The organism is Paraburkholderia solitsugae (assembly GCF_013177695.1).
Lineage (GTDB): Bacteria > Pseudomonadota > Gammaproteobacteria > Burkholderiales > Burkholderiaceae > Paraburkholderia > Paraburkholderia solitsugae.
This window is the reverse complement of sequence record NZ_WOEY01000159.1, coordinates 72,261-85,302: the sequence shown is the minus strand read 5'-3', so window position 1 is coordinate 85,302 and position 13,042 is coordinate 72,261. Positions and strand designations below refer to the sequence as shown.

Below are 13,042 nucleotides of genomic sequence, written 5' to 3'. Positions count from 1 at the left end.
GATCGACGATGCAAGCCACTGAAGCCAATTTCGACGGTCTCGTCGGCCCGACCCACAATTACGCGGGGCTCTCGTTCGGCAACGTCGCGTCGCAGAACAACGAGAAGTCGGTTGCCAACCCCAAAGCGGCCGCGAAGCAGGGCCTGCGCAAGATGAAGCAGCTGGCTGATCTCGGCTTTCATCAAGGCGTGTTGCCGCCGCAGGAGCGTCCTTCGATGCGTCTCTTGCGCGAGCTCGGTTTTTCGGGCGACGACGCGACGGTGATCGCACGCGTCGCTAAAGACGCGCCCGAGTTGCTGGCCGCGGCGAGTTCGGCTTCGGCGATGTGGACCGCGAATGCGGCGACGGTGAGTCCGTCGGCCGACACGCACGACGGCCGCGTGCATTTCACGCCGGCCAATCTGTGCAGCAAGCTGCATCGCGCGATCGAGCATGAATCGACGCGCCGCACCTTGCGCGCGATTTTCAGCGAGGCCGATCGTTTCGCGGTGCATGAAGCGCTGCCTGGCACACCCGCGCTCGGCGATGAAGGCGCGGCGAACCACACGCGTTTTTGCTCGGAATACGGCACACATGGCGTCGAATTCTTTGTGTACGGCCGCAGCGAATATCGCCGCGGACCGGAGCCGAAGCGTTTTCCCGCACGTCAGACATTCGAAGCGAGCCGCGCGGTTGCGCATCGTCACGGTCTGAAAGAAGCGGCCACCGTGTACGCGCAGCAGAACCCCGACGTGATCGACGCGGGCGTGTTCCATAACGACGTGATCGCGGTCGGTAACCGCAATACGCTGTTCTGCCATCAACTCGCGTTTGTCGAACAGAACGCGGTGTACGACGAACTGCGCACGAAGCTCTCCGGTCTGAAGACCGAGTTCAGCGTGATCGAAGTACCCGACGCGCAAGTGAGCGTGTCCGACGCGGTCACGTCGTACCTGTTCAACAGCCAGTTGCTGACGCGTCCGGACGGCAAGCAGGTGCTGGTCGTGCCGCAGGAATGCCGCGAGAACGAGCGCGTGGGCGCCTATCTGGACGATCTGACCTCGCACACCGGTCCGATCGACGACGTGCTCGTCTTCGATCTGCGCGAAAGCATGAAGAACGGCGGCGGTCCGGCGTGTTTGCGTCTGCGTGTAGTGTTGAACGATGCGGAGCGCGCAGCGGTGACGCCAGGCGTGTGGATCAACGACACGCTGTTCGGTCGCCTCGATACGTGGATCGAAAAGCACTATCGCGATCGTCTTGCTCCGTCCGATCTGACCGATCCGCAACTGCTCGCCGAGTCGCGCACCGCACTCGATGAACTGACGCAGATTCTCGGTGTGGGCTCGCTGTATGACTTCCAACGCTGAGCACGGCATGCCGGTTTCGATGCTCGACGATTTTCTTGCGTACACCCTGGCGGGGACGCAGCCTGGCACGCAGGAAACGCAGGGTGTGTGTGCCAACAGCGGCGTGCGTTGGTCGTGGCTCGATGATGGCGTGCTGCTCATGGAGCCCGCGGTGCGGGATGAAGGCACCCGCAGTGTGCTCGTCTCTGCCGGCGTGCATGGCGATGAAACCGCGCCAATTGAACTGCTGTCGTATCTGGTGCGCGATATCGCGCAAGGCGATGCCGCGCTGACGTGCCGCTTGCTGGTGATTCTCGGCAACGTCGATGCAATGCGTGACGCGTGCCGCTATCGCGACGACGATCTGAACCGCCTCTTCAGCGGCCGTCATACTCAAGTGCCGCACAGCCACGAAGCGCCACGTGCGGCGGCATTGGAGCGTGCGGCAATGCTGTTCTTTGCCGCTGCATCGCAAGCGCCCGGCGCCCGTTGGCACGTCGACATGCACACGGCGATCCGCCCCTCGGCTTTCGAGCAATTCGCCTTGTTGCCGCATACCGGCAAGCCGTTTTCGCGCGCAATGTTCGAGTGGCTCGGTGACGCGCGCATTAGCGCGGTCCTGCTGCACACCACCAAGGGCAACACGTACTCGCACTTTACCGCGCAGGCATGTGGCGCCGAAGCGTGCACCCTCGAACTCGGCAAGGTACGCCCGTTCGGTCAGAACGATCTGACGCGCTTCGCCAGCGCGGACGTCGCACTGCGTCATCTGCTGGCCGGTACAAAGAACGGCGACGTGCCCACGGCGATGCCGCGCGTGTTCACCGTGATCGACCAGCTCACGAAGCAAAGCGACGCATTCGAATTGCTGGTTGCCGCAGATGTGCCGAATTTCACGCCCTTCGTGAAGGACACCGTGCTCGCACGCGATGGCGAGTATCGCTACACCGTGCGTCACGATGAGGAACGCCTCGTGTTCCCGAACGCAACGGTCAAGCCTGGCTTGCGCGCTGGTTTGCTGGTGGTCGAGACGACGCAGGACACGCTGTCCAGTCTCGTTTAGTCGCGTCGTTGCAGAGCAGAACGTTGCGCGCCTTTGCGCGCAACGTCTCATACCCTACCGCTTACGCTGCTTGTGCCGCGTTCTCTCTGACCAGTCCTTCCGCCACCATCGCCTCACGCACCTTCGGCCGTGCTGCCACGCGCGCCAGATACGCACTGAGGTGCGGATACGGGCTCAGATCCACCGACATCATCCGCGCCCAACTCAACACCGTGAACGCGTACGCATCGGCGACTGAGTACTGTTCACCGAGATAGTCGCGCGATGTGAGCACGTCCTCGAGTTCGCTGAAGCGCGCGGCGAGTTTCGTTCGGCATTCGAGCTTCGTCGATTCGGCGATCTCCTGGTGCCAGAGCCACGGGCTGAAGGTCTTGTGCAATTCCGTACTGATATAGGTAAGCCATGCGACCGCTTCGAGCCGTTGCGGCGTTCCGGCGGGCGGTAACAGGGCGCGCTCCGGCGCAAGATCGGCGAGGTACTGCAGCAGCGCCGCGCCTTCGGTGTGGCGTGAGCCGTCGTCGAATTCGACGAGCGGCACATAGCCGCGCGGCGAGATCGCATAGTAATCGTCGCCGTTGGCGAGCTTGTGCGTTTGCAGATTGACCTTGACGGTTTCGAAGTCGAGCCCGGCTTCGCGCAATGCAATGTGAACAGCCAGCGAGCAGGCGCCCGGTGAGTAATAGAGTTTCATTGTGTCACCGCTATAAACGAGAGTGAAGTCCCGGCAGGTGCCGGTGGCAAGGCTCGTCGGCCGACAAGTCGATGTGGTAAAAGTAGCCCGGATCGCATTCAGAATAAACAGGCGGCTTGCCAAACCATGCGTGCAAAAACGCAATACGAACGGACTTCGGCGGATACCCAGACCATTCTTGCGCTGGTGCGCGCCGGCACGCTGGCGGAAGCCGCGCAGCGCCTGGGTATCGACGCCTCGACGATTTTTCGCTCCGTGCAGCGGATCGAACGCGGGCTCGGGCAGCGTTTGTTCGAGCGTTCGCGCAGCGGTTATCGCGCGACCCCGCTCGGCGCGCATCTGGCGCGCCACGCCGAGCGCATCGAAAGCGAATTGGCGGCGGCGCGCTCCACCGTACAGGCGAGCAGTGACCGCGTCAGCGGCAGTGTTCACGTGACGACCACCGATACCGTCCTCTACGGCCTCTTGCTGCCCGCGCTGCATGATTTCGCGGCACTGCATCCGGCGTTGTCGTTCGAATTGACCGCCACCAACAGCCTCGCGAGCCTGACCAAACGCGATGCCGATATCGCAGTGCGCGCCACGCGACGTGCACCGGATCATCTGGTCGGCAAACATGTCGGCCCGCTGCGTATCGCCGTGTTTGCCGCGAAGGGGAGCGGTATCCAGGCGAGCGATGCCGATGCGCTGTCGCGCTGCGATTGGGCGGCGCCGGACAGTTCGCTCGGCGATCATCCTTCGGTTCTGTGGCGCAAGCGCCATTGCCCGACAGTCGAGCCGCGATACAAGACCAATAGTGTGATGGCGGTGTTCGAGTTGGTGGCGCGCGGTTTCGGCGTCGGCATCTTGCCGACTTTCCTCGCGCGCGGCCGCGACGATCTCGTGCAATTAACTCCACCGCTCGACGAAGCCGAATCGCAGGTCTGGGTGCTGGCGCATCCGGAGTCGCGTCATCTGCCGCATGTCGCGGCGGTTTACACGCATTTGTCGCAGCGGCTCGGCAGCGATTTCGCGGCTAGCGACGGCGCGGTCTAACGTGCATCAGAGCGCGTGCCGGCTTGCCTGAGCGCGACAGGAAGTTGCACCTTTAAGCGGGCGTTACCCGGCTCGCCAAACGAGCCGGGCAAAGGGGCGCCCACAGGGCCGCGATTCGAAGCCTGTACAATCCCGCCCTCGCGGCTGTTGCGCTGCACCACACCGGCCGCACGAGTTTGAATCGTATTTTTGGCGCCGCAATCATGCTGGCCCGGATTCGGCTCCGTCTTATTCAATACCGTAGAGGAACACCCGTAATGAAGATGAATTGGCGAAACATGGCCGCGCTCGCGCTGTTCGCGGCGGCAACGGTAACGGCAGGCACGGCAACGGCAGCAGATATCAAGGAAGTGCGCTTTGGCGTCGAGGCGTCGTATGCGCCGTTCGAATCGAAGTCGCCGTCGGGCGATCTGCAAGGTTTCGATATCGACATCGGCAATGCCGTGTGTGCAAAGCTGAAGGCAAAATGCGTGTGGGTCGAGAATTCGTTCGACGGCCTGATTCCGGCGTTGGAAGCGCGCAAGTTCAACGCGATCAACTCGGATATGACGATCACGGAACAGCGCCGCCAGGCCATCGACTTCACCGATCCGATCTATACGATCCCGAATCAGATGATCGCGAAGAAGGGCAGCGGTCTGCTGCCTACGGCGGCCTCGCTCAAGGGTAAGCACGTCGGCGTGCTGCAAGGCACGATTCAGGAAACGTACGCGAAGGCGCGCTGGGCGCCGGCTGGCGTCGACGTCGTGCCGTATCAGACGCAGGACCAGATCTATGCCGACCTGGCATCGGGCCGTCTGGACGCCGCGTTCCAGGACGCGGAAGCGGCCTCGAAGGGCTTTCTGAAGAAGCCGCAAGGCGCAGGCTTCGACTTCGCCGGTCCGGCCGTCAGCGACGAGAAGCTGCTCGGCGCGGGCGTGGGCTTCGGCATCCGCAAGGGCGACAAGGCGTTGAAGGACGCGGTGAATCAGGCACTCAAGGAACTGAAGGCCGACGGCACGATCGACCGCTTCGCCGCGAAGTACTTCGACGTGAAGGTCGTGTTGAAGTAAGGCGTTGTGTGTCTTGCCTGATTGGTTTTGCTTGATGCAAACGGCCGCTGATGCGGCCGTTTGCATTTTTGGGCGGCGCTTGAAGCGTCATCTGACTGACGCGTGTCTGGCGCATTGCTTTATGCGCTTCGCGCGCTTCATGCACGTTGCATCACGACAGTCGATCAGCGAACGTTGGCCTCGGGCTGATCGAGATAATCGAACACCACCTCACCGAGCCCGAGCGTCAGATCGGCCATCAGATGCCGTGCCTCGACGATTTCGAGCACCGGCAATTCGGCGACCGGCGCTAGCGCATGGTGTGCCAGTTCGAGCGAGGCGGGACCCGTCCATGCACCTTTAAGCGTGATGTCCTGCAGGTAGTAGCGCACCAGTTCGCAAATGCGCGGCGTGCCGTCCACGTGCGGAATCACCTTGAGCAGGAAGTTCGGCGTTTCCAGGCGTTTCTGCTGCTGCGCGAGATCCAGTTGCCGATGCTTGTAGCCCATCGTGCCGGTGGCGATCCGCACTGGGCCGTAATCGAGCGTGCCGACGAGTGTGTCCGTGTGCACTTCGAGCACCGGCTTGGCGAGCTTCTTCGGAAAACCCCACAGTTCGCGGCCGCCGGCGATCGGCGGATGGTCGTCCAGATACATGGCCAGCGTGTAGCCACCCGCGACACCGTTGTACGACACCGGAATCACCTGGCCGCTTTCCGTGTAGTCGCCGAAGCCGGTCGAATCCGGCATGCGAATGAATTCGTAATGCACGAGCGGCTCGCCGATCTGCAGCGGCTCGGGTACCACGGCGCGCAGTTTGTCGGGATCGGTGCGGTAGGTGATGATCAGGAATTCCCGGTCGATGAAACGATACGGGCCCATCGGAAACGCCGGGCTCGTGATCGGCATCGCGAAGGCATTTGACAGCACGCTTTTGACGTCCATGATTTTCCTTGGTGGTTAAAGGTCGGTGGTGGAACGCTTCTGCACTGCACAAGAGTATCGTCGATTCTTTCCTTGTCTTCAGCGAGACTGGTCACCAATTATTTCGAGATATTGCGGCGTTGACATGTCCGCACGCATCGGCCTGCGCTAAAATCGCCGGGCACACCGCACGCGCCAAGGGCCTCAGGGCTTGGATGTGCGCGATTGGTGCAGCAAAAACCAAAATACAGCAGGAAGCGCCAGGGCGGCGCTTAGCGGGGGAGCAGAATGACCACCATCGCAATCGAGAATCCGAGCCAGACGGGTGCTGCGGACGATGCGCAACTGAATGCCAGCTTTGCGCGTCAGCCGATTCTGAATCGGGACGGCATGCTGTGCGGCTATGAGATCAAAGTGCGCGCGCCGGATTTGCCTGCGGGCGCCGAACCTGACGCGGCCTCGGCCACGGGGCGTGCTCCTGATTCGACGGCGGATGCCGACGCCTTGCCGGGCCGCGCGCCGGATCCCGCGCAACGGGTAGTGCGAGCCATTATTCGTGGCCTGATTCAGAGCAACGTACGCGGCGCGCTCACCGGACATCCGGCTTACGTCGACGTAAGCCGCGAGATGCTGTTCGACGACTCGATCCAGCATTTGCCGGCTGACCGTTTCATGCTCGAACTATCGCCTTTGATCGAAGTCGACGAGGCATTGATTGCCCGGATCGTCCAGTTGCACGGGCGGCGCTATCGCTTCGTGCTCGACGAGGTGACGCAGCCCAACGAGACGTTCGCCAAACTGCTGCCGTACGCGGAGGTCGTCAAGATCGATTTCACGCATGCGTCTCGCGCGCTGTTGCCTAAGCTGACGAGCGTGCTCAAGTCCGCGGGCAAGCTGTTGATCGCGCTGGGTATCGATGCCCAGGCCGATTTCGAAATGGCGCATGAACTCGGCTTCGATCGCTTTCAGGGCTACTTCTTCGCGCGTCCGCAGACTTCGATGACGCGGCATGTCAGCGCGCCGCGCCACGCATTGCTGAACCTGCTGCAACTGTTGGCGGGCGAGCCGACTGTCGCGCAACTCGAAGCGGAACTGAAACTCAATCCGGTGCTGGTGATGCATCTGATGAAGCTCGCGAATTCGAGCGGCTTAGCCGTGGGTCATAAGGTCAGTACGCTACGCGAAGCGATCAATGCAACCGGTACGAATCGGATTGCCCGCTGGACGCAACTGCTGCTCTACGCAGATGGCCGCAAGGTTGCGCTGGAAGACGATCCCTTGCTGCAACTGGCGGCGACCCGGGCGCGTTTCATGGAACTGGCAATCGAGCGTTTGCCGGAAGCCGGGCGCGACGAAGCCGATGCGGCGTTTCTGACCGGTGTGTTTTCGTTTGTCGATGCGGTGTTTGGTGGTTCGCTCGAAAGCACGCTGAATGTGCTGACGCTGTCGCGGCCGATTCAGGCGGGCATCTTGCACCGACAGGGCGTGTTGGGCTTGCTGCTGACGGTGGTTGAAGCGCTGGAACGCGCGGCATGGGATGAGGTCAGCAGCCTTTGCGCGCGCTTGCAGCCATTGACGGTGGAAGAGATCGCGCTGCTTGGGTTGGAAGCAGGGGCGTGGGCCGGGGTCGCGGATCGGAGTGCGGAGGGGTTGGAGCGGATTGAGGATTGAGGGGGAGGTTTGAGATTTGAATCAGAGGCCGGCATGCTGCGCATGCCGGCCTCTGCACATCTAAGACTCATGACTTAGGGCAAATACAAATCCGGTGAGCGTGAAGCATCGTGATCAACGATCACGCCACGTCTTCACATCATCTCCATTTCCTGCATCTGCCCCAAGCCGAAAAAACGTCCTAACTCCTTTGCCAGTTCATTCAACGCGCTCATTTCCTTCTGCGATATCCGGCGTGGCTCTTGCGTATGAGACCAGTCGCCATATAACAGCGCCACCGTCTGATCGGTTTCGTCGACGACCGGCAATAGCGCGAAGGCGCGGGCATCGTCGAACGAACGGCGGAACCATTCCGGTAGTCGCGCAACCATCTTCGGGTCGCGTGCGTTCTCAATGAAGATGCCGACCGAGTTCGCGATCGCAAGATGAAACACGTCGGGCTCGAACGCGGTGTTGAACGACAGCCTCGGCAGCGCCGCGTCGATCTTCGGACCGAGCCCGAGGCGCGCCTTGAAGGTGCCGTTGCTGTGCTTGACGAACACCACCGTGCGCGCAAAGCCGAGCGCCGCCAGCACGGTTTCCGCGGCCAGCGCCAGCGCCGGGGCGAGCGCGCTGCCGTCGGGCAGGCCGCGCAGATCGCCCACCCCCGCCGCGATGCGCGCTTCCGGATTGAGCGCCTCGCGCGCAATCGCGTCCGCATTGGCGCGCAACTCGACGATCTCGCGCATCACGCCGTCGCCGCCTTCTTCGCGGGCGAGCGCGACGCTCATCTGATGCAGCACGTCCGGATCGGTATTCAGTGCGTGGCTGTATTCGTGCGCCAGTTCGGCGATGCGTTCTTCGCGCTCCCTGTCCGGCATGTTCTGTTGCGTCAGCACGTCCGCAACCGCCGTCGAGTAGTTGGTGATGGCGCGCAGCCACTGCACCTGGCGCGGCTGCTCGACGTCCAGCGGGTCGAACTCACCCATGCCGGAACGGATCATGTCGGGCAGGCGCCAGCGCACCGCGGCTTCCGCGCCGATTTCGTCAAACGTGACGCCGAGCACCAGCACGCAGGCATCGGCTTCGACTGTGCCGTCTTCGATATGCCGGCGGATCTGATCCCATTCGGCGTCGAGATAGAACACCACCAGCAGCTTGCCGATCTGCCGCATCAGCGTGCAGACCACGGCTTCCTCGCCGGCACGCAGATCGCCGCGTTCGGTCAGCTTGCGGGCGACGCAGCCCGACAGCAGCGTGCGGTTCAATTCGAGTTTCGCGTCAATGCGGCGCGGCGCGCTGTGATGAAAGTGATCGACGATTTTGAGGCCGACCACCAGATGGCCGACCGCGTCCATGCCGAGCACCATCAGCGCGCGCGACACGGTGGTGATGTTGCCGCCGAACGCCATGTACATGGCCGAGTTGGCAAGCCGCAACACTTTTTGCGTCAAGGCGAAATCCGACAACACGACCTGCACGAGGCCGGTGAAGTCGAGATCGTCGTTGTTCATCGCCGCCATGGTGGTGCGCAGCGACTGCGACAGCATCGGGAAATCGCCGCGCTCGCTCATTCGCGTCCAGAGCCGGTCGAGCACCGCCGCCTTTACCATGTGAGTCCCGCCAAAGCCATACATGTTCCAATGAGTGCCACTCCGGCGTCAGGCCGGTATCTTGCGCTGCGCACGAGGTTTGCCTGCATCGCTATGCGGTGTGCAGGTGAAGCGTGCGCGCTTCGAATCGTTGTGCGAGTTCGTCGGAGGGCAACGCCTTGCAGACGAGCCACCCCTGAATGTGGTCGCATCCCATCTCGGTGAGCAGGGTGCGTTGTGCTTCCGTTTCGACGCCCTCGGCAACCAGTTCGAGATCGAGTGTTTGTGCGAGTCCGACGACCGCGCTAACGATTGCCTGATCGTTCCGGGAGGTTAGCAGATTCTCGACAAAACTCCTGTCGATCTTGAGCTTGGCCAGGGGGAATCGTTGCAGGTAAGCCAGACTCGAATAGCCGGTGCCGAAATCGTCGACGGCAAAGCGGATGCCCATCGCCGTCAGTTCTTCGAGCAAACCCTTGGCGTGTGCCGGGTCGTGCATCAGCAGACTTTCGGTGATCTCGAACACGAGGCGGCGCGGATCGATGCCCGTCAATTCGATCGCTTCGCGCACGGAGTCTTTGAAACGCGGGTCGCGGAACTGCTGCGGCGACACGTTGACGGCGACGTATTGCAATGAAATGCCCTGTGCGTCCCACTGAATCAACTGCATGCAGGCGACCTTCAACACCCAGTTGCCGAGGAAGTTGATCAGGCCGATCGACTCCGCGAGCGGAATGAACATCGAAGGGGGCACGAGGCCGTGCACCGGATGCGACCAGCGGATCAACGCTTCGACGCCGACGACCCCGTGCGTGCGGCTGCTCGTGATCGGCTGGAAGTGTAGCGAGAACTCGCCGTTGCGCACACCGTCATAGAGGTCGGCCTCCAGCTTCAGGCGCTCGGCGTCGGCGGGATTGTCGTCCGGTACGTAGAAGGCGAGCGTGTTGCCGCCCGCCGCCTTGGCCTGCAGCAAGGCATGGTCGGCCCAGCGCAGCAGGTGAGTGTCGTGGGCGGCGTTGTCGTTGGCGTGGCGCACGTCGGGGTAGAGCGCAATGCCGATGCTCGCCGACAGATGCACCTGCTGGCCGCTGAAGACATACGGTTGCTGGATCGCGGTCAGCAGGCGGCGCGCCAGCGCTTCGGCCGCGGCGGCCGCGTCGGTGCGGTTCGCGGCAGGCTTCACGAGGATCGCGAATTCGTCGCTGGCGATACGCGCCACCGTCTCGCTTGGGCTCGTCATATTCAATAGGCGCCGCGCGGTGTCGCGCAACATCTCGTCGCCGGCATCGTAGCCGAGCGCGCGGTTCACGCGCTGATAGTCGTCGAGGTCGAGCAGCAGCAGGGCGGCCGGCGTGCCGTGGGCGTCAGCTTGCTGTTGCGCGTCGAGCAGCGCGGGGATCAGCGCCGGCTGATTGGGCAGGCTGGTCAGGCGGTCCAGATGCAACGCCTGGGTCAGGCGTTCCTCGGTGGCGCGCCAGGCCGACACATCGAAGCCGGCGATCGCATAGCCGTCGATGCCGTCGTGGGTGCTGCGCACCACGCGCAACTCGACGGTGATCGGGTAGGTCAGCGACTTGATGAGACCGAGCGTGGCCTTCTCGACGTTGCCCGTGGCGGTGGCGCGCGTCAGCAGCGCGTCGAGGCGTGGCACGTCGGCGGGCGCCACGAGATCGTGCAGGGTGATGGTCTCGAGATACTCGCGGTGATAGCCGATGAAGCGCAGGCTGGCGTCGGAAACATAAAGGAAGCGCAGTTCCTGATCGACGTGCGCCAGCAGGTCGACGGCGCCGACCACCTGTTCCAGTTGGGCGGCGCGGCTTGCGCCCGGCTGCGGTGTGCTGTTGGCGCGGCGGCCGAACGCGCGAAACCGGTCGATGACCGTGCGCAAGGAGCCCCGGCGGGGCGCGGTGATCCTGTTCGCTTCCATGTTTGTCGCTGGCAACCTGTATTCGTCTGCAGGCGGGGCGGCTCTCCGCCCGCCGTGTCTGGGCGGTTAAGCGGTATCAGGCCGCCCCATCAGAACAAGATAACGACCGGCGCGGGGAAATCTTTAGCGCCTGCTGCAAAAAACAAATGGAAAGGAAAGGGCTGCGTGGCCCAGCGTCGCTGCGGGAGCGATTCGGTTAAAGTGCAACGGCTTCGCATCCGTTAATAGGTCAAACCCGTTGAGCAGCGCCGGCTATCACGTCGCAGCGCAGCGTTCCGAACACTTGCACCGATGATCCATGTCTGAACGTCACTTTGCCAGGGCCACCCCCCGGCACGTCGAGGTGCTTGAGCCATGTGCCGAAGACGCCGACCCGGCGTCCGGCGCACAGTTTGTCTATCTGGGTCGCCAGCCGATTCTCGATCGCGACGGCGCACTCAATGCTTACGAATTACTGTTTCGAGCCAGCGCGCATAACTATGCCGAGGTCAGCGACGACGCCCAGGCCACGGCGCAGGTCGTGGCCCGCGCGATTGGCGGGATCGGCGTGGCGGCGGTGCTGGGCCAGCACCGCGGCTTCGTCAACATTGACCGCGCGCTGCTCTTTAACGACATCGTCCATCTGATGCCGCCCGAGCGCTTCGTGCTCGAGATCCTCGAAACCGTCAAGTTCGATGCGCTTCTGGCCCGCAGGCTGACGGAGTTGCGCCGTGCCGGCTTCCAGGTGGCGCTCGACGATGTCACTGAACTGTCGGACGAGCTGCTCGCCGCGCTGCCGCACGCCGATATCGTCAAGATCGACTTTCTGCAGACCGAGCGGTCCGCGCTGGCCAAACTGGCGTCGACGGTACGCAGCCATGGCAAGACACTGATTGCCGAGAAGGTCGAGACGCGCGACGATTTTGCGCTTGCTCGCGAGCTCGGCTTCGACCTGTTCCAGGGATACTTCTTCGCACGGCCGCAGGTGCTGGTGGCGCCGCGTAACCGCTCGCCGCGCCCCGGCCTGCTGCGGTTGCTGGCGCTGTTGTCGCGCGATGGCGGCATTGCCGAGCTGGAGGCGGAACTCAAGCTGAACCCCAGCGTGGTGGTGCAATTGCTGCGCCTCGTCAATTCGAGCGCCTTCGGCCTGGGACGTAATATCGCGTCGCTACGCGAGGCCATCATCGCCACGGGTACCCGGCAGATCGCGCGCTGGGCGCAACTGCTGCTGTACGCGGACAGCGGCGAACTGCCGTGGCGCGCCGATCCGCTGGTGCAACTGGCTGGCACGCGCTCGCGCTTTATGGAATTGGCCGCCGGCTGGCTACGCCCGTCCGACGACGAATTTGCCGATGCCGCTTTCATGACCGGTATTTTCTCTCTGGTTCACGTGGTGGTCGGCAGCACGCCGGCGGCCGTTCTCGAGAAACTCGGCCTTGCGCCGCAGATCCGCGAGGCGATCGTGACGCGCGGCGGCGCGCTCGGCACCTTGCTGCGGATTGCCGAAGCGGCCGGCGAGGGCGCCGATGCCGCCTCGATCGCAGCCGGACCCGTTGCGCCCCCCGGCTTCGTGGCGCTGACGCCCGAGGTACTGGCGGAGCTGAATCTGTCCGCTGCGGCATGGTTTGGCGCGCATATCGAAGAAGCGGCCGCTTGAGGCCTGAGCGGGGCTGCGGCTTCACGTGCCGGGCGATCATTGCGTCGTGCCGCTGCGGGCGCGGGCTCGCGGATGTATCCTTTCCGCATGCATCCTTTAGGCAGGTGCTTACGTACCTTGCCTGTACGTGATCCAATAGCGTGCCGAGGTTGCCGGCGTTCCGCTG

10 protein-coding genes are annotated in these 13,042 nt (G+C 63.1%); 6 read left to right on the top strand and 4 right to left on the bottom strand.

Features of this window, described 5'->3' with window-relative positions; all coding sequences use genetic code 11:
- Positions 1 to 8 precede the first annotated feature (8 nt).
- Both astB and astE read left to right on the top strand, forming a co-directional pair.
- On the top strand, positions 9 to 1,349 hold the full coding sequence (gene astB, locus GNZ12_RS39590; RefSeq protein ID WP_172317875.1) for an N-succinylarginine dihydrolase: 1,341 nt from the start codon (positions 9 to 11) through the stop codon (positions 1,347 to 1,349).
- Positions 1,333 to 2,391, top strand: a complete 1,059-nt coding sequence (gene astE / locus GNZ12_RS39585) for a succinylglutamate desuccinylase (RefSeq protein WP_235994042.1) — start codon at positions 1,333 to 1,335, stop codon at positions 2,389 to 2,391. The genes astB and astE overlap by 17 nt, the downstream gene beginning before the upstream one ends.
- 61 nt (positions 2,392 to 2,452) lie before the next feature.
- On the opposite strand, the gene gstA is transcribed toward astE, so the two are convergent.
- Positions 2,453 to 3,082 (bottom strand): glutathione transferase GstA, encoded by a 630-nt coding sequence (gstA, locus tag GNZ12_RS39580; RefSeq protein ID WP_172317873.1) that lies wholly within the window; start codon positions 3,080 to 3,082, stop codon positions 2,453 to 2,455.
- 126 nt (positions 3,083 to 3,208) lie between these two features.
- On the opposite strand from gstA, the gene GNZ12_RS39575 reads away from it, so the two are divergent.
- Positions 3,209 to 4,117 (top strand): LysR family transcriptional regulator, encoded by a 909-nt coding sequence (locus GNZ12_RS39575; protein ID WP_172317871.1) that lies wholly within the window; start codon positions 3,209 to 3,211, stop codon positions 4,115 to 4,117.
- A 257-nt stretch (positions 4,118 to 4,374) separates the two neighbouring features.
- Entirely contained in the window at positions 4,375 to 5,169 is a 795-nt protein-coding gene (locus GNZ12_RS39570) for an ABC transporter substrate-binding protein (protein ID WP_172317869.1), read from the top strand.
- Between the two features lie 164 nt (positions 5,170 to 5,333).
- Here GNZ12_RS39570 and GNZ12_RS39565 read toward each other — a convergent pair whose 3' ends face one another.
- Positions 5,334 to 6,092: an acetoacetate decarboxylase gene (locus GNZ12_RS39565; protein ID WP_172317867.1), complete on the bottom strand. Its 759-nt coding sequence runs from the start codon at positions 6,090 to 6,092 to the stop codon at positions 5,334 to 5,336.
- Positions 6,093 to 6,359: 267 nt separating this feature from the next.
- On the opposite strand from GNZ12_RS39565, the gene GNZ12_RS39560 reads away from it, so the two are divergent.
- The gene (locus tag GNZ12_RS39560) at positions 6,360 to 7,742 is read left to right on the top strand and encodes an EAL and HDOD domain-containing protein (protein WP_172317865.1); all 1,383 of its coding nucleotides are present in this window, start codon (positions 6,360 to 6,362) and stop codon (positions 7,740 to 7,742) included.
- 134 nt (positions 7,743 to 7,876) lie between these two features.
- Here GNZ12_RS39560 and GNZ12_RS39555 read toward each other — a convergent pair whose 3' ends face one another.
- Positions 7,877 to 9,334 carry an HDOD domain-containing protein gene (locus GNZ12_RS39555; protein WP_172317863.1) on the bottom strand — a complete coding sequence of 486 codons (1,458 nt, stop codon included), beginning with the start codon at positions 9,332 to 9,334 and terminating at the stop codon, positions 7,877 to 7,879.
- A gap of 91 nt (positions 9,335 to 9,425) precedes the next feature.
- Positions 9,426 to 11,240, bottom strand: a complete 1,815-nt coding sequence (locus GNZ12_RS39550; RefSeq protein WP_172317861.1) for a putative bifunctional diguanylate cyclase/phosphodiesterase — start codon at positions 11,238 to 11,240, stop codon at positions 9,426 to 9,428.
- A 298-nt stretch (positions 11,241 to 11,538) separates the two neighbouring features.
- Here GNZ12_RS39550 and GNZ12_RS39545 point away from each other — a divergent pair, with 298 nt between their 5' ends.
- Positions 11,539 to 12,876: an EAL and HDOD domain-containing protein gene (locus GNZ12_RS39545; protein ID WP_172317859.1), complete on the top strand. Its 1,338-nt coding sequence runs from the start codon at positions 11,539 to 11,541 to the stop codon at positions 12,874 to 12,876.
- Positions 12,877 to 13,042: the final 166 nt, after the last annotated feature.

Bases quoted from the DNA above. Each gene is read 5' to 3' on its own strand.
- GNZ12_RS39560 (WP_172317865.1), top strand. From the start codon at position 6,360: ATGACCACCATCGCAATCGAGAATCCGAGCCAGACGGGTGCTGCGGAC.
- GNZ12_RS39550 (WP_172317861.1), bottom strand. From the start codon at position 11,240: ATGGAAGCGAACAGGATCACCGCGCCCCGCCGGGGCTCCTTGCGCACG.
- GNZ12_RS39565 (WP_172317867.1), bottom strand. From the start codon at position 6,092: ATGGACGTCAAAAGCGTGCTGTCAAATGCCTTCGCGATGCCGATCACG.
- GNZ12_RS39555 (WP_172317863.1), bottom strand. From the start codon at position 9,334: ATGGTAAAGGCGGCGGTGCTCGACCGGCTCTGGACGCGAATGAGCGAG.
- astB (WP_172317875.1), top strand. From the start codon at position 9: ATGCAAGCCACTGAAGCCAATTTCGACGGTCTCGTCGGCCCGACCCAC.
- GNZ12_RS39570 (WP_172317869.1), top strand. From the start codon at position 4,375: ATGAAGATGAATTGGCGAAACATGGCCGCGCTCGCGCTGTTCGCGGCG.
- GNZ12_RS39545 (WP_172317859.1), top strand. From the start codon at position 11,539: ATGTCTGAACGTCACTTTGCCAGGGCCACCCCCCGGCACGTCGAGGTG.
- gstA (WP_172317873.1), bottom strand. From the start codon at position 3,082: ATGAAACTCTATTACTCACCGGGCGCCTGCTCGCTGGCTGTTCACATT.
- astE (WP_235994042.1), top strand. From the start codon at position 1,333: ATGACTTCCAACGCTGAGCACGGCATGCCGGTTTCGATGCTCGACGAT.
- GNZ12_RS39575 (WP_172317871.1), top strand. From the start codon at position 3,209: ATGCGTGCAAAAACGCAATACGAACGGACTTCGGCGGATACCCAGACC.